At 69.7% G+C, this 18,782-nt stretch carries 17 protein-coding genes; 14 read left to right on the forward strand and 3 right to left on the reverse strand.

Annotated elements, in window-relative coordinates:
* Together CCR97_RS25680 and hmuQ are read left to right on the forward strand one after the other, a co-directional pair.
* Nucleotides 1-567, forward strand: a 567-nt coding sequence (locus tag CCR97_RS25680) for an energy transducer TonB (protein ID WP_201160003.1), incomplete at its 5' end; no start/stop codon positions are given.
* Between the two features lie 62 nt (nucleotides 568-629).
* On the forward strand, nucleotides 630-965 hold the full coding sequence (gene hmuQ, locus CCR97_RS25685; RefSeq protein WP_111358904.1) for a heme-degrading protein HmuQ: 336 nt from the start codon (nucleotides 630-632) through the stop codon (nucleotides 963-965).
* Between the two features lie 190 nt (nucleotides 966-1,155).
* On the opposite strand, the gene mutS is transcribed toward hmuQ, so the two are convergent.
* Nucleotides 1,156-3,945 carry a DNA mismatch repair protein MutS gene (gene mutS / locus CCR97_RS25690; RefSeq protein ID WP_201160004.1) on the reverse strand — a complete coding sequence of 930 codons (2,790 nt, stop codon included), beginning with the start codon at nucleotides 3,943-3,945 and terminating at the stop codon, nucleotides 1,156-1,158.
* A 253-nt stretch (nucleotides 3,946-4,198) separates the two neighbouring features.
* Nucleotides 4,199-5,218, reverse strand: a complete 1,020-nt coding sequence (locus CCR97_RS25695) for an amidohydrolase family protein (protein ID WP_111359348.1) — start codon at nucleotides 5,216-5,218, stop codon at nucleotides 4,199-4,201.
* A 314-nt stretch (nucleotides 5,219-5,532) separates the two neighbouring features.
* Here CCR97_RS25695 and CCR97_RS25700 point away from each other — a divergent pair, with 314 nt between their 5' ends.
* The 12 genes from CCR97_RS25700 (at nucleotide 5,533) to CCR97_RS25755 (ending at nucleotide 16,798) form a co-directional block, all read left to right on the forward strand.
* Nucleotides 5,533-6,384, forward strand: a complete 852-nt coding sequence (locus tag CCR97_RS25700) for a CoA transferase subunit A (RefSeq protein WP_111359347.1) — start codon at nucleotides 5,533-5,535, stop codon at nucleotides 6,382-6,384.
* Between the two features lie 7 nt (nucleotides 6,385-6,391).
* Nucleotides 6,392-7,165, forward strand: coding sequence for a CoA-transferase subunit beta (locus CCR97_RS25705; protein ID WP_111359346.1), 774 nt, complete (start codon nucleotides 6,392-6,394; stop codon nucleotides 7,163-7,165).
* Between the two features lie 202 nt (nucleotides 7,166-7,367).
* On the forward strand, nucleotides 7,368-8,066 hold the full coding sequence (pcaH, locus tag CCR97_RS25710) for a protocatechuate 3,4-dioxygenase subunit beta (RefSeq protein ID WP_111359345.1): 699 nt from the start codon (nucleotides 7,368-7,370) through the stop codon (nucleotides 8,064-8,066).
* Nucleotide 8,067: 1 nt separating this feature from the next.
* On the forward strand, nucleotides 8,068-8,658 hold the full coding sequence (gene pcaG / locus CCR97_RS25715) for a protocatechuate 3,4-dioxygenase subunit alpha (protein WP_111359344.1): 591 nt from the start codon (nucleotides 8,068-8,070) through the stop codon (nucleotides 8,656-8,658).
* A 231-nt stretch (nucleotides 8,659-8,889) separates the two neighbouring features.
* Nucleotides 8,890-10,065 (forward strand): ABC transporter substrate-binding protein, encoded by a 1,176-nt coding sequence (locus tag CCR97_RS25720; protein WP_111359343.1) that lies wholly within the window; start codon nucleotides 8,890-8,892, stop codon nucleotides 10,063-10,065.
* 197 nt (nucleotides 10,066-10,262) lie between these two features.
* Nucleotides 10,263-11,123, forward strand: a complete 861-nt coding sequence (locus CCR97_RS25725) for a branched-chain amino acid ABC transporter permease (RefSeq protein ID WP_111360038.1) — start codon at nucleotides 10,263-10,265, stop codon at nucleotides 11,121-11,123.
* Nucleotides 11,120-12,190 (forward strand): branched-chain amino acid ABC transporter permease, encoded by a 1,071-nt coding sequence (locus CCR97_RS25730; protein ID WP_111360037.1) that lies wholly within the window; start codon nucleotides 11,120-11,122, stop codon nucleotides 12,188-12,190. Before CCR97_RS25725 ends, CCR97_RS25730 begins: the two co-directional genes overlap by 4 nt.
* Before the next feature lie 5 nt (nucleotides 12,191-12,195).
* Entirely contained in the window at nucleotides 12,196-12,972 is a 777-nt protein-coding gene (locus CCR97_RS25735; protein ID WP_244670667.1) for an ABC transporter ATP-binding protein, read from the forward strand.
* Nucleotides 12,965-13,702, forward strand: coding sequence for an ABC transporter ATP-binding protein (locus tag CCR97_RS25740; protein ID WP_111360035.1), 738 nt, complete (start codon nucleotides 12,965-12,967; stop codon nucleotides 13,700-13,702). Before CCR97_RS25735 ends, CCR97_RS25740 begins: the two co-directional genes overlap by 8 nt.
* Before the next feature lie 147 nt (nucleotides 13,703-13,849).
* On the forward strand, nucleotides 13,850-14,953 hold the full coding sequence (locus tag CCR97_RS25745; RefSeq protein WP_201160005.1) for a cobalamin-independent methionine synthase II family protein: 1,104 nt from the start codon (nucleotides 13,850-13,852) through the stop codon (nucleotides 14,951-14,953).
* A 197-nt stretch (nucleotides 14,954-15,150) separates the two neighbouring features.
* Nucleotides 15,151-16,131 carry a glucokinase gene (locus CCR97_RS25750; protein WP_111356596.1) on the forward strand — a complete coding sequence of 327 codons (981 nt, stop codon included), beginning with the start codon at nucleotides 15,151-15,153 and terminating at the stop codon, nucleotides 16,129-16,131.
* Nucleotides 16,132-16,288: 157 nt separating this feature from the next.
* Entirely contained in the window at nucleotides 16,289-16,798 is a 510-nt protein-coding gene (locus CCR97_RS25755; protein WP_111356597.1) for a GNAT family N-acetyltransferase, read from the forward strand.
* A 142-nt stretch (nucleotides 16,799-16,940) separates the two neighbouring features.
* On the opposite strand, the gene CCR97_RS25760 is transcribed toward CCR97_RS25755, so the two are convergent.
* Nucleotides 16,941-18,725 (reverse strand): chloride channel protein, encoded by a 1,785-nt coding sequence (locus CCR97_RS25760; RefSeq protein WP_111356595.1) that lies wholly within the window; start codon nucleotides 18,723-18,725, stop codon nucleotides 16,941-16,943.
* Nucleotides 18,726-18,782: the final 57 nt, after the last annotated feature.

Consider the following 18,782-nt stretch of genomic DNA (forward strand, 5'->3'; position numbering starts at 1 on the left):
CAGGTGGCCGTGGCGCCGCCGCCCGAGCCGGAGCCCGTGAAGGAGCCGCCGCCGCCGGAGCCGACCCCGGTGATCGAGGAGGAGGCGCCCGAGACCATCGCGGTGGTGCCGCCCGAGCCGCCCAAGCCGCAGCCCAAGCCCCCCGAGGTCAAGCCGGCGCCGAAGCCGAAGGCCAAGATCGAGACGAAGAAGACCGAGACGAAGAAGCGCGTCGCCAAGCGGACCCCGACCGCGACGGCGAGCGTCGCGTCGAGCGCGGCGAGCGGCCTCGGCCGCGGCCGCTCGGATCTCAACACCAATTACCGCGGCATCGTCGCGGCCCATCTCGCCCGTCACAAGCAGTTCCCCTCGGACGCGCGGGCGGCCGGTCACCAGGGCGCGACCAGCGTGAGCTTCTCGATCGACGGCTCCGGGCGCGTCACCTCGGTGCGGCTCGGCCGCTCGTCCGGGATCTCCAGCCTCGATCAGGAGACCACCGCGATGGTGCGTCGCGCCTCGCCGTTCCCGGCGCCGCCGAACGGCCAGGGGATGAGCTTCTCCGTGCCGGTCAGCTTCTTCCTTCGTTGATCGCTTCCTTTTCCGGAGCGTTCAGGGTTCAATCCAGCCAACCGCCAGACAGGAGACCCCCGATGTACATCGCGATGAACCGCTTCAAGGTGAAGAAGGGCAGCGAGACCGCGTTCGAGACCGTGTGGACGACGCGCGAGACCTATCTCGACCGCATGCCGGGCTTCGTCGAGTTCCATCTGCTGAAAGGGCCAGAGGCCGAGGACCACACGCTCTACTCGTCGCACACCGTGTGGGCCACGAAGGCGAACTTCGAGGCGTGGACGACCTCCGAGGAGTTTCGCAAGGCGCATGCCCGTGCCGACAATTCCGGCACCGGCCCGCTCTATCTCGAGCATCCGAAGTTCGAGGGCTTCGAGGTGAAGCAGACGGTCCGCCCGCGCGCCGACGCGGCGTGAGCCTCCTTTTTCACCTGATGCGGTGCGGCGCTTCTTCCCTCTCCCCGCCGCGCGGGGAGAGGGTGGCTCGTCGCGAAGCGGCGAGTCGGGTGAGGGGGCGTCTCCGTATCCACGCGGCGCCCCCTCACCCGACATCCGCACTGATCGCGCGAATGTCGACCTCTCCCCGCGCGGCGGGGAGAGGTGAAGATCACCCTCTTGCCGCCTGCTTCAGCGCGTAGAGCGCCTCCAGGGCCTCGCGCGGCGACATGTCGTCGGGGTCGAGGTCGGCGAGGCGCTTCATCACGGCGTCGGCGTGCGGGTCGATCACCGGCTTCGGCGCCGCGACGCGCGGCGCGAACAGCGGCAGATCGTCGACGAGCTTTCGCGCCGGCGAGGTGCGGTCCTCCGCCTCCAGCACGCCGAGCACGTGCTTGGCGCGCTCGATGACGGCCGGCGGCAGGCCGGCGAGCTTGGCCACCTGGATGCCGTAGGAGCGGTCCGCTGCGCCGGCGACGACCTCGTGCAGGAACACGACGTCGCCGTGCCACTCCTTCACCCGCACCGTGATGTTGAACAGCCGGTCGAGCTTGTTGGCGAGCGCCGTCAGCTCGTGGAAGTGCGTGGCGAACAACGCGCGGCAGCGATTGCGATCGTGCAGGTGCTCGACCGCCGCCCAGGCGATCGAGAGGCCGTCATAGGTTGCGGTGCCGCGGCCGATCTCGTCCAGGATCACGAGCGAGCGCTCGCTCGCCTGGTTCAGGATTGCGGCCGTCTCCACCATCTCGACCATGAAGGTCGAGCGGCCGCGCGCGAGGTCGTCGGCGGCGCCGACGCGCGAGAACAGCCGGTCGACGACGCCGATGCGGGCCCGCGTCGCCGGCACGAAGCTGCCGGCCTGCGCCAGCACGACGATCAGGGCGTTCTGGCGCAAGTATGTGGACTTGCCCGCCATGTTCGGGCCGGTGACGACGGCGATGCGGCCGCGACCCGTGTCCGCGACCGGCGAGAGATCACAGTCGTTGGCGACGAACGAACCGCCCTCGCTCGCGATCGCCTGCTCGACCACCGGATGGCGACCGCCCGCGATGCAGAAGCCGACGCCGTCGTCGACCTCGGGCCGCACGAAGCGGCCCTCGATCGCGACCGCGGCGAGCGCCGCGGCGACGTCGATCACAGCGAGCGCCTGCGCGGCGGCCTTCACGGCGTCGGCGGCGCCGATCACGGCGGCGGAGAGGCGCTCGAAGATGTCGAGCTCGAGGCCGAGCGCGCGGTCGGCCGCGCTGGCGATCTTCGCCTCGAGGGCGCCGAGCTCGGTCGACGTGAAACGCACCTGGCCGGCGAGCGTCTGGCGATGGATGAAGGTGGCGTTGAGCGGCGGCGTCATCAGCCGCTCGGCGTTCTGCGCCGTCACCTCGACGAAATAACCGAGCACGTTGTTGTGCCGGATCTTCAACGCCCGGATGCCGGTCTCGTCGGCGTAGCGAGCCTGGAGCGCGGCGATCACCCGACGTGATTCGTCGCGCAACGCGCGCGCCTCGTCGAGCGCCGGCTCGTAGCCCGAGCGCACGAAGCCGCCGTCGCGCTTCTGCAGCGGCAGCTCGTCGGCGAGCGCAGCCGACAACATGGCCGACAGCTGCGGATCGGGCGCGCGCAGATCGCGCGCCGCCGACGTGATCTCCTCCGGCAGCCCGTCGACCGAGAGGCGCGCTGCGAGATCGGCGGCGGCTGCGAGACCGTCGCGGATGGCGGCGAGGTCGCGCGGGCCGCCGCGCGCCAGCACGATGCGGGCGAGCGAGCGGGCGAGATCCGGCGCCGCCGCGAGCTTTTCTCGCACGATCCCGCGGAGGATGGATTCTCGGGTGAAGAGCTCCACCGCGTCGAGCCGGCGCGCGATCGCGGCCGGATCGGTCAAGGGTGCTGCGATGCGCTGCGCCAGCAGCCGCGAGCCCGCCGCCGTGACGGTGCGGTCGATCGCGGCGACCAGCGAGCCGCGCCGCTCGCCGCCGAGCGTCTTCATCAGCTCGAGATTGGCGCGGGTCGCGGCGTCGATCGACAGCGTCGCGCCGAGCGCCTCGCGCGACGGCGGCGACAGCGGCGGCCGCTTGCCGAGCTGGGTGCGCTCCACATAGGTGACGCAGGCCGCCGCGGCGGTCAGCTCCAGCCGCGAGAAGGTGCCGAAGGCGTCGGAGGTGGCGACGGCGAAATACGACGTGAGTCGCCGCTCGGCGCTCGCCCCGTCGAACACGTCGCGGCCGAGCGGCGTCACGGCCGGCAGCGACCGCAGGAACGGCGCGACCTCGGGGTCCTCCCAGAGCGCGTCCGAGACGATCACCTCGCCGGGCTCGACGCGGGCGATCTCCGACGCCAGCCGCACGCGGTCGCATTCGGTGAGGCGGAACTCGCCCGTCGAGATGTCGAGGCAGGCGAGCGCGAAGCGCACGTCGTCCGATCCCGACGAGGGCTTGCCGCGCACGATCGCGGCGAGGAAGTTGTTGCGGCGAGAATCGAGAAGCGAGTCCTCGGTCAGCGTGCCGGGCGTGACGAGGCGCACCACATCGCGCCGCACGACGGACTTGCCGCCGCGCTTCTTCGCCTCGGCCGGGTCCTCCATCTGCTCGCACACGGCGACCCGGTGGCCGAGCGCGATGAGGCGATGCAGATACTCGTCGGCGCGCTCGATCGGCACGCCGCACATCGGGATGTCGGCGCCCTGATGCTTGCCGCGCTTGGTCAGCACGATGCCGAGCGCTCGGCTCGCCGTCTCGGCGTCGGAGAAGAACATCTCGTAGAAGTCGCCCATCCGGTAGAACAGCAGGCAGTCCGGATTGGCGGCCTTGATCTCGATGTACTGCTCCATCATCGGCGTGACGCGGGTGTCGGCGGCACGCGTATCTGGAGCGCGCGTCTCGGCGCGCGGCGCCTGCGCGTCGCCGATGCGCGCCTCGGCGGCACGCGGATCGTCGGTCTCGTCGGGAGCGGGCTTGTTCACGGCATCCATGGCGGCCGCACGCTAGCAGAAGCGCCGCCGGGATTCTAACCGCTGGCACGCTGGACTTGTGGAGAGTTCGCGCGGCGCTTGCGCCCCTTCTCCCCGTGCGCGGGGAGAAGGTGGCTCGCCGCGTAGCGGCGAGACGGATGAGGGGGCGCTGCGTGGATACGGAAACGCCCCCTCACCCGGATTTCCCGCGCGAGCGCGTGAAATCCGACCTCTCCCCGCACGGCGAGGAGAGGTTGTCGCCGGCGCCGCGGCTTTACTTCACCAACGTCTTGCCCGTGATGCGCTGGATGTTGCCGAAATAGATCAGGTCCAGGGTCTCTTTCGGGAGATCGAGCGAGTCGAGGATGGCCTGGGTGTCGCGGATGAAGCCCGGGCCCTTCTCGGGGTCGAACGGGCAGTCGGTGGCGAACAGGATGTTCTCTTTCGGGTAGAAGGCGAGGCCGGCCTGGGTGCCGATCTTCGACGAGAACACGGCCGTGTCGGGGTAGAAGCTCTCACGGAAATAATCGAGCGGGCGCTTCATCAGCGACGCCTTGAGGCTCGCATAGTCGGCGTCCGACGTGCGGGTGCCGATCAGATCCCAGCCCGGCCCGATGCGGCCCTCCAGCATCGGCACAATACCGCCGAAATGGTGGACGATCGGCTTCAGGCGCGGGTGGCGGTCGAGCACCTTCGAGAAGACGAGCCGCGCCATCATGGCGGCGGTCTCGTAGGACCAGCCGAACGTCCACCAGATCTCGTAGAGCGACTTGTTCTCGGTCTGGTAGTCCGGGAAGTCGGCGCGCCGCGCCGGGTGGATCCACACCGGCTTGTCGAGCTGTTCCACCGCGTCCCAGAACGGCTCGAACTCGGGGAGATCGATCGGCTTGCCCTGGACGTTGGTGTAAATCTGGACGCCGCAGGCATCGAGGTCCTTGATGGCGCGCCGCGCCTCGCGGACCGCGCCCTCGACATTCGCGAGCGACACCTGGGCGACGAAACCGGGAAAGCGGTCGCGGTGACGCGAGACGATGTCGAAAAGCCCGTCGTTGATGATCCGGCAGAACTCCTCGGTCTTCTCGGGCCCGACCACGTCCTCCATGGGCGGGCTCGAATAGGCGATGATCTGCGCATAGTCCGGAAACGCGTCGAGCATTTTCAGGCGGGCATCGAGGTCGCAGATGCAGGGGATGCCGCGCATGCGCTTGCCGATGCCCTGCTGGCCGGCGCCGAGTCGGTCCATGGCGGCGAGAATGCCGGCCGGGATGAAATGCGTGTAGGCGTCGATGCGCATCGGGGGCGGGATCCAGGTTCGGGCGTGTCGGCGGGCCGGGTGGGGTGCCCGACCATGGCAGGACACGATGCCGCGGGCCAGCCCCGAGCCCTGCACGGGCCACATGCGGGCCTCCCGGCCGAGCCGAGATTTTTCAACCATCCGAAAGGCTTCGGATGCCGAAACCGGCGCGCCGGCCGACCTGCGTCCGGAAGCTGTCGCGTCGAGGCGTTTGACGGCGAGGCGGCGACGGGCCTTAGATGCCGTCTCGCCTTTCAGAAGCCGTTTGTCTCGATCCCATTTCTCCCGGGGCCGCGCCCCTGTCCGAGGTCATGATGGCCGAGCTCATGTCGCTGCACGACGCGATCGCGTCCGCCGTCCACGACGGCGACACGGTCGCGATCGAGGGCTTCACCCATCTGATCCCGCACGCCGCCGCGCACGAGGTGATCCGCCAGCGCCGGCGCGATCTCACCTTGGTGCGGATGACGCCCGACATCGTCTACGATCAGATGATCGGCATGGGCTGCGCGCGGAAGCTGGTGTTCTCGTGGGGCGGCAATCCCGGCGTCGGCTCGCTGCACCGCTTCCGCGACGCGATCGAGCGCGGCTGGCCGCATCGCATCGACCTCGAGGAGCACGCTCACGCCGCGATGGCCAACGCCTATGCGGCCGGCGCCGCCAACCTGCCCTTCGCGGTGTTCCGCGGCTATCTCGGCGTCGATCTGCCGAAGGTCAATCCGAACATCCGCCGCGTCACCTGCCCGTTCACCGGCGAGAAGCTCGCCGCCGTGCCGGCGCTGCGCCCCGATGTCGCGATCGTCCACGCCCTGAAGGCCGACCGCGCCGGCAACGTGCTGATCGAGGGGATCCTCGGCGTGCAGAAGGAGGCCGTGCTGGCGGCCAAGCGCGCCGTCGTCACCGTGGAGGAGATCGTCGACGATCTCGGGGAGCGAAGCCCCAATGCCGTGATCCTGCCGGGCTGGACCGTCACAGCGATCGCCGCGGTGCCGGGCGGAGCCTATCCGTCCTACGCGCACGGCTACTATCCGCGCGACAACGCCTTCTATCTCGGCTGGGACAAGATCGCCCGCGACCGCGACGCCTTCATGGCCTGGGTGAAGGCCAACGTGTTGGAGCAGGGGCCGGAGGCTTTCGCCCGACACCGCGCCCGGCTGGCCGCGTGAGGACGCCATGACGCTCGCCTGGACCGCCACCGAGATGATGACCGTCGTGTCGGCGCGCGCACTCTCGTCGTCCGACGTCTGCTTCGTCGGCATCGGGCTGCCGTCGGCGGCCTGCAATCTCGCCCGCCTGACGCATGCGCCCGGCATCACGCTGATCTACGAGTCCGGCACCATCGCGACGCGGCCGAGCGTGCTGCCGCTCTCGATCGGCGACGGCGAGCTGTGCGACACGGCGCTGACGACCGTCTCGGTGCCGGAGATGTTCCGCTACTGGCTGCAGGGCGGGCGCATCACGGTCGGCTTTCTGCCCGGCGCCCAGATCGACCGCTTCGCCAATCTCAACACCACGGTGATCGGTCCCTACGACCGGCCGGCGACGCGGCTGCCGGGCAGCGGCGGCGCGCCCGAGATCATGACGCATTGCGGCGAGATCTTCGTCACCATGAAGCAGAGCCGGCGCAGCTTCGTGGACAAGCTCGACTTCGTCACCACGTTCGGCCACGGCGAGGGCGGCGACCACCGCGCCCGCCTCGGCATCCGCACCAAGGGGCCGACCCGGCTGATCACCGACTTGTGCATCTTCGCGCCCGACCCGGAGACCAAGGAGATGGTCGTCACGTCCATCCATCCTGGCGCGACCCGCGACGAGATCCGCGCCGCGACCGGCTGGCCGGTGCGCTTCGCCGAGACGGTCGCCGAGACGGCGATGCCGACCGAGGCCGAGCTGGAGGTGCTGCGCGACCTGCACGCCCGCACGCGCCGCGCCCACGGGGCGGCCTGAGCGGCGATCGCGCCGGTTCGCCGCGCGGTCCTCCGCTGCGGCGGCTCGGTCCGAGCCGGTGGGAGGCTCTCGAAGTGGGTGGGCGATAACCGAACGCGACGTCCAAAATCGGACCAATCTGCGCTTGCATTCGCGGTCTCGGCGAGGTGAAATACGAAAAAACACGCTCATCGAAGCGAAACAGCAGGAAGCGCCCAGGGCCATGACCTTCTTTTTTCCCACCCAGAGTCTGTCCGCATTTCCGCCGCGGTTGTCGCCGGGCTACAAGAGCACGCCCAAGCGGTCCCCGACCAAGCCGCTGATCCTGATGAAGCACACGCTGAGCGAGCTGACCGGCCCGGTCTACGGGCAGGACGCCGTGCAGCCGGGTGACGACGACCTCACCCGTCAGCACGCCGGCGAGCCGCTCGGCGAGCGCATCATCGTGCACGGCCGCGTGCTCGACGAGGACGGCCGGCCGGTGCGCAACGCGCTGGTCGAGATCTGGCAGGCCAATGCCTGCGGCCGCTACATCCACGTCGTCGACCAGCACCCGGCGCCGCTCGATCCGAATTTCACCGGCGCCGGCCGGTGCAAGACCGACGAGAACGGGCACTACAAGTTCGTCACCGTGAAGCCCGGCGCGTACCCGTGGGGCAATCACCCGAACGCCTGGCGCCCGGCCCACATCCACTTCTCGATGTTCGGGCACTCCTTCGTGTCGCGGCTCGTCACCCAGATGTACTTCCCGGGCGATCCGCTGCTGCCGTTCGATCCGATCTTCAACTCGGTGACCGAGGAGGCGGCGCGCAACCGCATGATCTCGGCCTTCGATCTGGAGAGCACGGTGCCGGAATGGGCACTCGCCTACCGGTTCGACATCGTGCTGCGCGGCCGCAACCAGACCCCGATGGAGAGCTGAGATGACGCTCGGCATCACGCCGTCCCAGACCGTCGGCCCGTACTTCGCCTACGGCCTCACGCCGAACGGCAAGTACGACTGGAAGGACACCTTCGGCAACAACCTGATCACGTCGGACGCGGCCGGCGAGCGCATCCGCATCGAGGGGCGCATCTACGACGGCGACGGCGCGCCGATCACCGACTCGATGCTTGAGATCTGGCAGGCCGACGCGCAGGGCCGCTACGCCAGCCCGGCCGATCCGCGGCCGCGCAACTCGACCTTCCAGGGTTTCGGGCGCACCGGCACGGACGCCGAAGGGCGCTTCGTGTTCGAGACGATCAAGCCCGGCCCGGTGCCGGGGCCCGACGACACGACCCAGGCGCCGCACATCCTGGTCGCCGTCTACGGACGCGGCATGTTGCGCCAGAGCTACACGCGCATCTACTTCGCCGACGAGGCCGGCAACGCCGCCGATCCGATCCTGGCCCTGGTGCCGGCGGAGCGGCGCGGCACCCTGATCGCGGCGAGGTCGGAGCAGAACGGCCACACGGTCTACACCTTCGACATCCGCCTGCAGGGCGACGCCGAGACGGTGTTCTTCGAGATTTGAGAAACCGAACGACGGGGCGCCTCTGCACCGCATGCGGAGGCGTTGTAGCCCTGGTCGTTCCGGGGCGCGGGCCGTCAGGTCCGCGAGCCCGGACTCCATAGCCCCGGTGTCGGTGGCTCACGGAATACAGGAGATATGGGTCCCGGGCTCGACCCTTCGGGCCGCCCCGGGACGACGAACTGCAAACAACGACGACAACGACAACAAACAACGAACCACAGGGAGAGAGACATGCTCGGGACGATTCTGACACGGCTCGCCGCCGGCGTCGCGCTCGGCCTTCTGGCCGCCGGGGCCGCATCGGCGCAGGGTGTCGTCAAGATCGGCGTCATCGAGGCGATGACGGGACAGCAGCAGTCGACCGGCGTGCAGACGCTGGCGGCCATGAAGCTCTACATGCAGCAGCACGGCGACACCGTCGCCGGCAAGAAGATCGAGCTGATCGTCAAGGACGATGGCGCCGTCGCCGACAACGCCAAGCGCCTCGCCCAGGAGCTGATCGTCCGCGACAAGGTGAACGTGCTGATCGGCTTCGCCGTGACGCCGACGGCGCTCGCCGTCGCGCCGCTCGCCACCGAGGCGAAGATCCCGACCATCGTGGCCAATGCCGGCACCTCGATCATCACCGAGCGCTCGCCCTACATCCTGCGCACCAGCTTCACGCTGCCGCAGTCGAGCGAGATCATCGGCGAATGGGCGGCCAAGAACGGCGTCAAGAAGGTCGTGACGATCGTGTCCGACTACGCACCCGGCATCGACGCCGAAAAGAGCTTCACGGCGGCCTTCACCAAGGGCGGCGGCCAGGTGGCCGAGGCCCTCAAGGTGCCGCTCGCGGCGCCCGACTTCGCGCCCTTCCTGCAGCGCGCCCGCGACGCCTCGCCCGACGCCGTGTTCGTCTTCGTGCCGTCCGGCCAGGGCGCGACCTTCGTCAAGCAGTTCATCGAGCGCGGCCTCGACAAGGCCGGTATCAAGATCATCGGCACCGGCGACGTGACCGACGACGACCTCCTCAACGGCATGGGCGACCAGGTGATCGGCACCGTGACGGCGCACATGTACTCGGCCGACCATCCCTCCGAGCTGAACAAGAAGTATGTCGAGGCGTTCAAGAAGGCCAACAACGGCCTGCGCCCGAACTTCATGTCGGTCGGCGGCTACGACGCCATGCATCTCGTCTACGAGGCGCTGAAGAAGACCAACGGCGACACCAACGGCGACAAGCTCCTCGCCGCCATGAAGGGCATGGCCTGGGAGAGCCCGCGCGGCCCGATCTCGATCGACCCGGAGACCCGCGACATCGTCCAGAACATCTATGTCCGCAAGGTCGAGAAGAAGAACGGCGAGCTCTACAACGTCGAGTTCGAGACCTTCAAGGACGTGAAGGATCCGGGCAAGGCGAAGAAGTGAGCCCATGATGAAGTTCCCTCTCCCCGCCGCGCGGGGAGAGGGTGGCGCGCCGCGCAGCGGCGTGTCGGGTGAGGGGGCCTCTCGTGGATACGGAGACGCCCCCTCACCCGACATCCGCGCTGGACGCGCGAATGTCGACCTCTCCCCGCACGCGGGGAGAGGCTTAGAAGCACCAACGTCACACCCCCGGCGGCCCCATGGTCACGATCCTGTTCGACGGCATTGCCTACGGCATGCTCCTGTTCGTGCTCGCCGCCGGCCTGTCGGTGACGCTCGGGCTGATGAACTTCGTCAATCTGGCGCACGGCGCCTTCGCCATGGCGGGCGGCTACGCGGCGCTGGTGGCCGTCAACCGGCTCGGCGTGCCGTTCGGCTTCGGCCTCGTCGTCGCCTTCCTGTTCTCGGCGGCGCTCGGCGCGCTGCTCGAGCGCACGCTCTATGTGCACGTCTACGCCAAGAGCCATCTCGATCAGGTGCTGTTCACCATCGGGCTCGTCTTCATGTCGGTCGCCATGGTCGACTACACGATGGGCTCGTCGCAGCAGTTCATCGCCATCCCGCCGGCGCTGCAGGGTCAGGTCACGGTCCTGGGCCTCGACATGAGCAAGTACCGGCTCCTGATCATCGTCGTCTGCGGCCTCGTCACGGCGCTCCTGCAGCTCGGGCTGACGCGGACGCGCTTCGGCAGCCGGCTGCGCGCCGCCGTAGACGACCAGCGGGTGGCGCGCGGGCTCGGCATCAATGTCGGCGCCGTGTTCGGCCTCACCTTCGCGCTCGGCTCCGGCCTCGCCGGCCTCGGCGGGGCGCTCGGTGCCGAGATTCTCGGCCTCGACCCGATCTTCCCGCTCAAATACATGATCTACTTCCTGATCGTCGTCACGGTGGGCGGCACCTCGTCGATCACCGGGCCGTTCCTCGCCTCGCTGCTGCTCGGCATCGCCGACGTCGCCGGCAAGTACTACGTGCCGCAGCTCGGGGCCTTCGTCATCTACACGATCATGATCGTGGTGCTGATCCTGCGGCCGCAGGGCCTGTTCGTCCGGAAGGGTGCGCGATGAGAGGTCCCGACGTGTCGACCTCGGCGAAGCTCGCAGGCGCGATCTCGGCGCAGTTCACGGCCCGCGCCCGCTGGACGCCGCTCGAGATCCTGTTCTGGCTCGCCGCCGCGGCGACCATCTGGGTGCTGCCCGAGCACCATCTGATCCTCACCGAGATCGTGATCTGGGCGCTGCTCGCGCTCTCGCTCGACCTGATCCTCGGCTATGCCGGCATCATCTCGCTTGGGCATGCCGCCTTCTTCGGCGTCGGCGCCTACACGGCCGGCCTGCTCGCCAAGCACGCGCTGGTGACCGAGCCGGTGCTCGGCCTTCTGGTCGCCGGCCTGGCAGGCGGCCTGTTCGGCTTTGCGACGAGCTTCCTGGTGCTGCGCGGCACCGATCTCACCCGCCTGATGGTGACGCTCGGCGTCGCGCTTCTGGTGCGCGAGGTCGCCAATCGCGCCGCCTGGCTCACCGGCGGCGCCGACGGCCTGCAGGGCATCAGCATGGAGCCGGTGCTCGGCCTGTTCCGCTTCGATCTCTACGGCCACACCGCCTATGTCTACAGCCTCGTCGTGCTGTTCGTGCTGTTCGTGATCGCGCGCCGCGTCGTCGGCTCGCCGTTCGGCCTGTCGCTGCAGGCGATCAAGGGCAATCCGCTGCGTGCCTCGGCGGTCGGCATCGGCCAGACCTGGCGGCTGGTCGGCATCTACACCATGGCGACGGCCTATGCCGGCATCGCCGGCGCGCTGCTGACCCAGACGACCGCGTTCACGTCGCTCGAGTCGCTCTCCTTCGACCGCTCCGCCGACGCGCTGCTGGTGCTGATCATCGGCGGCACCGGCCATCTCTACGGCGGGCTGATCGGCGCCGTGGTGTTCCGCTTCGCCCAGGACTGGATCGCGGCGGCGACGCCGCAATACTGGCAGTTCTGGATCGGCCTGTTCCTGGTGTTGATCGTGCTGGTCGGCCGCGACCGCATCGGCGGCTGGTTCGCGCCGCTGCGCCGCCTCGCCGACCGCGTGTCGGACTGGCGCTCCTGGCGCCGCGCGCCGAGCACGCAGGCTGGCGAGGAAGGGCGCCCGTGATGTCCATGTCCCCTGTCCCGGTCCTGGAGACCCGCCGCCTGGAAAAACGCTTCGGCGGCATCGTCGCATCCAACGACGTCAACCTGTCGATCGCGCGCGGCGCCCGCCATGCGCTGATCGGCCCCAACGGCGCCGGCAAGACGACGCTGGTCAACATGCTGACCGGCGTGCTCAAGCCGTCGGGCGGCGAGATCCTGCTCGACGGCAGGGAGATCACGACGCTCGATCCGCACCAGCGCGTGCGGCTCGGCATCGCCCGCACGTTCCAGATCAACCAGCTCTTCGCCGACCTCACGCCGGTGGAGACGCTCGGGCTCGCGATCTCCGAGCGGCTCGGCACCGGCACGCATTTCTGGCGGGTGCCCGGCACCCGGCCCGAGGTGGTCGACGAGATCGCCGCGCTGCTCGAACGCTTCGGACTCGCCGACGTGATGCACGAGCGCACCGGCGTTCTGCCCTACGGCAAGCAGCGGCTCCTGGAGATCGCCCTCGCCTTCGCCTGCCGGCCGCGCGTGCTGCTGCTCGACGAGCCGGCCGCCGGCGTGCCGGAGGCGGAACGCCACGAGATCCTCGCCGCCGTCGCCGGCCTGCCCGCGGACGTCACGGTGCTCTTGATCGAGCACGACATGGACATCGTCTTCACCTTCGCGGATCGCATCTCCGTGCTGGTCAACGGCCAGCTCTTCGTCGAGGGCACGCCCGACGAGGTCGCGCGCGATCCGCGGGTCAAGGCCGTCTATCTCGGCGAGTCGCTCGAATCCGGGGAGCCGGTCGATGCCTGAGCTTCTGGAGATCGAGCGCCTCTCCGCCGGCTACGGCGAGGCCGTGGTGCTGAACGAGATCTCGCTCACCCTCGCGGAAGGCCGCTCGCTCGCGCTGCTCGGCCGCAACGGCATGGGCAAGACGACGCTGGTCAACACCATCGTCGGGGTGACGCGCTGGCGCGGCGGCACCATCAGGCTCGCCGGCCGCGACATCACGAGGCTGCGCCCCGACCAGCGCGCCCATGCCGGCATCGGCTGGGTGCCGCAGGAGCGCAACATCTTCAAGTCGCTCACTGTCCACGAGAACCTCACCGCGGTTGCGCGCCCCGGCGCATGGTCGCCCGCCAAGGTCTACGCGATGTTCCCGCGGCTCGCCGAGCGGCGCGGCAATCTCGGCAACCAGCTGTCCGGCGGCGAGCAGCAGATGCTGGCGGTCGGCCGCGCCCTCGTGCTGAACCCCAGACTCATGCTACTCGACGAACCGACCGAGGGGCTCGCGCCGATCATCGTCGAGGAGCTGATCGCGGCGCTCTCCCGCATCACCCGCGACGAGGGTCTTTCCGCCATCATCGTCGAGCAGAACGCGCAGAAGATCCTCGGCGTCACCGACCGGGCCGTGGTGCTGGAGCGCGGCAGCGTGGTCCATGCGGGCGACAGCGCCGCGCTGAGGGCGGACCGCGCCGTGCTCGAAGGCTTCCTCGGCGTCAGCCACGGCGGCCCGAAGCGGGCGGCGGCGAGGGCTGGATAAAGATATTCGTCATTCCGGGGCGCGGGCCGAAGGCCCGCGAGCCCGGAATCCATACTCACTGACTGGGGTTATGGATTCCGGGCTCGCTGCTTCGCGGCGCTTCGGAATGACGGCCTCACTGAAGCGAACAATGAGAGGGAGAAGCACATGTCGCGCAATCGTCCGCCGTTCCGGGCCGATCAGGTCGGCAGCCTCTTGCGACCTGCCGCGCTAAAGCAGGCGCGCGCCCGCTTCCAGGCCGGCGAGATCCCGGCCGAGGAGCTCCACCGCGTCGAGGACGAGGAGATCCGCCGCGTCATCCGCACCCAGGAGGACATCGGCCTGCAGGCCGTCACCGACGGCGAGTTCCGCCGCTCCTGGTGGCATTTCGACTTCCTGAAGAAGCTCGACGGCGTCGAGGGCTTCGAGGCGCAGTCGGGCATCCAGTTCCACGGCGTGCAGACGCGCGCCGAGGGCGTGCGGGTGACGGGCCGGGTCGGCTTCTCCGGCCACCCGATGCTGGAGCATTTCAAGTTCCTGGCGGCCAACACCAAGGTCGTGCCGAAGATGACGATCCCGTCGCCGACGCTGCTGCACTTCCGCGGCGGCCGCAAGGAGATCAGCTCGTCGGTCTATCCGGATCTCGACGCCTTCTTCGACGATCTCGGCCGCGCCTACAAGAAGGCCGTCAAGGCGTTCTACGACGCCGGCTGCCGTTATCTTCAGTTCGACGACACCGTGTGGGCCTATCTCTGCTCCAAGGAGCAGCTCCAGCTCGCCCGCGAGCGCGGCGAGGAGGTCGAGAAGCTGCCGCGCATCTATGCCGAGGTGATCAACGCCGCGATCTCCGACCGGCCGCACGACATGGTGATCACGACGCATGTGTGCCGCGGCAACTTCCGCTCGACCTGGATCAGCGAGGGCGGCTACGAGCCGGTGGCCGAGCGTCTGCTCGGCGAGATCGACTACGACGGCTACTTCCTGGAGTACGACACCGAGCGGGCCGGCGGCTTCGAGCCGCTGCGCTTCCTGCCCAAGGGCAAGAAGATCGTCGTGCTCGGCCTCGTCACCTCGAAGACCGGCACGCTCGAGGACGCGGACGCGGTCAAGCGCCGCATCGACGAGGCTTCGAAGTTCGCGCCGCTCGACCAGCTCGCGCTCAGCCCGCAATGCGGCTTCGCCTCCACCGAGGAGGGCAACATCCTGGCCGACCAGGAGCAGTGGGCGAAGCTGTCGATGATCGTCGAGATCTCCCGCGAGGTGTGGGGCTGAGCGGGCACATCCGCGCATCCGCACGTGATGCGCGGGCTCGCCCCGCGCATCCGTCGCCTGCGTCCGAATGCGTTCCGTCGCATCTGGCGACCATGGTCGGGCGGCGATGATGCCGTGCGGCGCCTTGCGATTTCCCGGCGGCGCGATATCTGAGGTCGACATCCTCGTCCTCGATCTCGCGCCGCGGACCCGCCTGCATGATCACGAGCCTGATCGCCGACATCGGCGGCACCAACACGCGTCTCGCCGTGACCGGCCCCGAGGGACTGCCGGAGCACGTGCACAGCTTCGCCAATGATCGCGTCGAGAGTCTCGACACCGCGATCGCGGACTATCTCGCCGCGTCCGGTCTCGCCCCGCAGGCCGCCGTGCTCGCCGTCGCCGGGCCCGTGCAGGGCCGCAGGATCGCGCTCACCAATCGCGACTGGGTGCTCGACCTCGATCGCATCGAGGCGCGCTTCGGCTTCCGCTGGGCCTGCGCCATCAACGACTTCGAGGCCTTTGCGTGGGCCCTGCCGCTGTTCGGGCCCGCCGATCTGCGGCCGCTCGGCTCAGCGCTGCCGGGACGCGACGGGCCGCTCGCGGTGCTCGGCCCCGGCACCGGGCTCGGCGTCGCCGCGCTGGTGCCGGAGGAGGACGGCGGCTTCACGGCGGTGGCGAGCGAGGCCGGCCACATGTCGTTCGGTCCCGCGGCGGCCGACGAATGGCCGGTGTTCCGGCGCATCGCCGACACGGTCGAGGCGGTGTCGGCCGAGACCGTGATCTCGGGCGCCGGTCTCGCGCGGCTCCACGCGGCGCTGCATCCCGACGCGCCGGCACACGATGGCGCGATGATCGATGCCGCCGGCATCGATGCGGCGGCGGAGCGTGGCGATCCGGCGGCGCGCGCGACGGTCGCGCTGTTCGTGCGCCTGCTCGGCCGCTTCGCCGGCGACATCGCGCTCGCCTTCAAGAGCACGGGCGGTCTCTATGTCGGTGGCGGCGTCGCCCGGAAGCTCGGGGACCTGATCGACGGCGCGGCGTTTCGCGCCGCTTTCGAGGCGCACCCGGCGATGCGCCCGATGCTGGAGAGGATTCCGACCGCGCTCGTCACCTGCGCCGAGCCGGGCCTGCTCGGCTGCGCCGCCCATGCGGTCCATCTCGCTCGCCGAAACGCCGCGCGCACCGCGCCGGCCTGATCGCGACCCGCGCGAAACCCCGGCTTCGGCGGGCGACTGCGGCAGGCGTGGCCGCGACGACCCGCATGTGTCCAGGGGGACACAGTCGCGATCACGGTGAAGAATACGTATCTGCGCCCTCTTGATGCAGGTCGGCGCGTTGGTTCTAATCGAGGCCATGAGCACCGTTCTGATCGAGATTCGCCGTGCCAAGGTCTCCGATGCGACGTCGGTCGCAGCGGCCCACGACGAGGCTTGGCGGACCGCATATCGCGGCATCATCCCGGGCGCCGAGCTGGAAAAGCTGGTGCAACGGCGCGGTCCGGCGTGGTGGGACGGCGCCATCCGCAAGGGCAGCCGCGTCTCGCTGTTCTGCTTCGGCGATCAGATCGCGGGCTACTCCAACTATGGCCGCAACCGCGCCCGCAGCCTCGCCTACGAGGGCGAGATTTACGAGCTCTACATGCGGCCGGAGTTCCAGGGCCTCGGTTTCGGTCGCCGGCTGTTCACGGCGGCGCGCCGCGACCTCGCCCAGAACGGCATGAAGAGCATCGTGGTCTGGGCGCTGTCCGACAACGAGCCGGCGCTGGATTTCTATCGCGCGCTCGGCGGCCGCCCGGTGGCGCGCTCGTCCGAGACCTTCGGCACCAAGACGCTCGACAAGATCGCCTTCGCCTGGCCGGCCTGACGCCGCGTCGCCGGCGGCCCGCGTCGTCCGCAGGTGTTCGGACCAGCGGCGGCACGATCTGATTCTCGTTTGTGAGATCGTTCAGCGAGTCTCGACGGCGCGTTCGCCGTGTCGGCGACGTGAGCGTCGTCGCGGCAGAGCGTCACCCTTCTCCGATGATCTCCTGGCGGCGGCGCTCGAGCTCGGCCGAGTAGCGGCGCAGCAGATAGGCCTCGGTGAGCAGGCCGATCACCTTGCGGGTCTCCTCCGATTCGACCACCGCCAGCGCCTCCGCCTCGGTACGGTCGAACACGGCCGCCGCCTGCTTGGCCGTCATGGTCTGCGACAGCATCTCGTCGGAAAAGCGCAGCAGGCTGCGCACCGGCGCCGCCGCGTCGCGCTCGGCCGCATGCGCCTCCGGCACGGAGACGAGGCCGGCATAGACGTCGTCCGCCTCGACCGCCACCACCTGCCCGGTCGAGCCCAGCGGAAAGGCGCGCCGCAGCGCCCCGATCGTGGTGTCGGCCGGCACGGTGCGGGCCTCGCGCATCATCCGGCCGACGGTGAGGTCGCGCATCCAGCCGACATCGGCGGCGCTGCGGATCGTCTCGCCGCGCAGATGGAACCGCCAGGTCGCGAACGAGTAGCCGAACGTCTCGCGCGTCACCTGTGCGGCGACGATGACGGCGACCAGCACGGCGACCGTGAGCCACAGGTCGCCGGTCGATTCGAGCGCGATGAACGTCATGGTCAGCGGTCCGCCGATCACGGTGGCGGCGAGCGCGCTCATCGCCACGACGGACCAGACGTTCGAGTCGACGTGCAGGCTCGGGGCCACCGTCGCGATCGCGACGGCGAAGATCTGGCCGGCGAGCGCGCCCATCAGCAGCGACGCGAAGAACAGGCCGCCGCGAAAGCCCGACCCGAGCGATACCACCGACGCGACGATCTTCAGCGCCAGGATCAGCGCCACGGTCTTCAGCGACAGGTCGAGCAGCCCGACGAGATGCAGGGCACCGTGCCCGGACGAGAGCACCCGCGGCGTGATCAAGGCGAGACAGCCGACCACCAGGCCACCGAGGAACGGCCGCAGCGCCGGCTTGACGAAGCGCACGAACAACGCCTCGACCACGGCGACGGACCGCATCACGCCGATGCCGAGGCCCGCCATGGCGAGGCCGAGCGCCGCGGCGAGCAGGAGATCGTGATGCGCGATCTTCCCGGTCTCCACCGTGATGATGCCGAGATGGCCGGGCGAGAGCGCGCCGGCGACCGCGTAGCCGACCACGGCGGCGGCCGCGACCGGTGCGAGGCCGGCGACCGAGTAGGTGCCGATCACCAGCTCGAAGGCGTAGAAGGCGCCGGCGAGCGGCGCCTGGAAGGCGCCCGCGATGCCGCCCGCGGCGCCACAGCCGACCAGCACCCGCAGGTCGCCGCGGCGCAGCCGGAACGCGATGCCCAGCCGCGACGCGATGCCGGCGGCGAGCTGGGTGTAGCCGGCCTCGAGGCCGACCGAGGCGCCGACCCCGCTCGACCACACGGTCTTGACCGCGACGACGACGCTGCCCAGCAGCGACATGCGGCCGCCGTGCAGGGCATTGGCCTCGATCGGGTCGATCTCGCGCTGCGGCCGGCGTGCCGCCAGCCAGGCCGAGGCGATGCCGAAGGCGAGCCCACCGAGGCACGGCACCGCGATCGCCGCGATCGGATCGACCGACCACGAGGCCGACAGCCGCGTGCCCGGCGGGATGCCGAACAGGAGCGCGTGCAGGCCGTTGACCGCGGCGTTCATGGCGGTGACGACCAGGCCGGCAATGGCCCCGACCACGGCGCCGAGCACGACCAATGCCGTCTCGCGCGAGCGCACGAGCGATCGCAGCCGATGGGGGGCTTCGAATTCGGAGGGAGCAGGGGCCACGCGATGCCTTGCCGGAAAACGCCGGTTCATGCAGGCCACGCCGACGCGGCCGTACTGTGGCGAAGCCGGCGGAGAGCGGCAAGCGGG

The sequence above is a fragment of the Rhodoplanes elegans genome (assembly GCF_016653355.1).
Lineage (GTDB): Bacteria > Pseudomonadota > Alphaproteobacteria > Rhizobiales > Xanthobacteraceae > Rhodoplanes > Rhodoplanes elegans.

What these genes read in the sequence shown, in the direction of transcription:
- hmuQ (WP_111358904.1), top strand. Translation starts at nt 630, where the DNA reads ATGTACATCGCGATGAACCGCTTCAAGGTGAAGAAGGGCAGCGAGACC.
- mutS (WP_201160004.1), bottom strand. Translation starts at nt 3,945, where the DNA reads ATGGATGCCGTGAACAAGCCCGCTCCCGACGAGACCGACGATCCGCGT.
- CCR97_RS25695 (WP_111359348.1), bottom strand. Translation starts at nt 5,218, where the DNA reads ATGCGCATCGACGCCTACACGCATTTCATCCCGGCCGGCATTCTCGCC.
- CCR97_RS25700 (WP_111359347.1), top strand. Translation starts at nt 5,533, where the DNA reads ATGGCCGAGCTCATGTCGCTGCACGACGCGATCGCGTCCGCCGTCCAC.
- CCR97_RS25705 (WP_111359346.1), top strand. Translation starts at nt 6,392, where the DNA reads ATGACGCTCGCCTGGACCGCCACCGAGATGATGACCGTCGTGTCGGCG.
- pcaH (WP_111359345.1), top strand. Translation starts at nt 7,368, where the DNA reads ATGACCTTCTTTTTTCCCACCCAGAGTCTGTCCGCATTTCCGCCGCGG.
- pcaG (WP_111359344.1), top strand. Translation starts at nt 8,068, where the DNA reads ATGACGCTCGGCATCACGCCGTCCCAGACCGTCGGCCCGTACTTCGCC.
- CCR97_RS25720 (WP_111359343.1), top strand. Translation starts at nt 8,890, where the DNA reads ATGCTCGGGACGATTCTGACACGGCTCGCCGCCGGCGTCGCGCTCGGC.
- CCR97_RS25725 (WP_111360038.1), top strand. Translation starts at nt 10,263, where the DNA reads ATGGTCACGATCCTGTTCGACGGCATTGCCTACGGCATGCTCCTGTTC.
- CCR97_RS25730 (WP_111360037.1), top strand. Translation starts at nt 11,120, where the DNA reads ATGAGAGGTCCCGACGTGTCGACCTCGGCGAAGCTCGCAGGCGCGATC.
- CCR97_RS25735 (WP_244670667.1), top strand. Translation starts at nt 12,196, where the DNA reads ATGTCCCCTGTCCCGGTCCTGGAGACCCGCCGCCTGGAAAAACGCTTC.
- CCR97_RS25740 (WP_111360035.1), top strand. Translation starts at nt 12,965, where the DNA reads ATGCCTGAGCTTCTGGAGATCGAGCGCCTCTCCGCCGGCTACGGCGAG.
- CCR97_RS25745 (WP_201160005.1), top strand. Translation starts at nt 13,850, where the DNA reads ATGTCGCGCAATCGTCCGCCGTTCCGGGCCGATCAGGTCGGCAGCCTC.
- CCR97_RS25750 (WP_111356596.1), top strand. Translation starts at nt 15,151, where the DNA reads ATGATCACGAGCCTGATCGCCGACATCGGCGGCACCAACACGCGTCTC.
- CCR97_RS25755 (WP_111356597.1), top strand. Translation starts at nt 16,289, where the DNA reads ATGAGCACCGTTCTGATCGAGATTCGCCGTGCCAAGGTCTCCGATGCG.
- CCR97_RS25760 (WP_111356595.1), bottom strand. Translation starts at nt 18,725, where the DNA reads ATGAACCGGCGTTTTCCGGCAAGGCATCGCGTGGCCCCTGCTCCCTCC.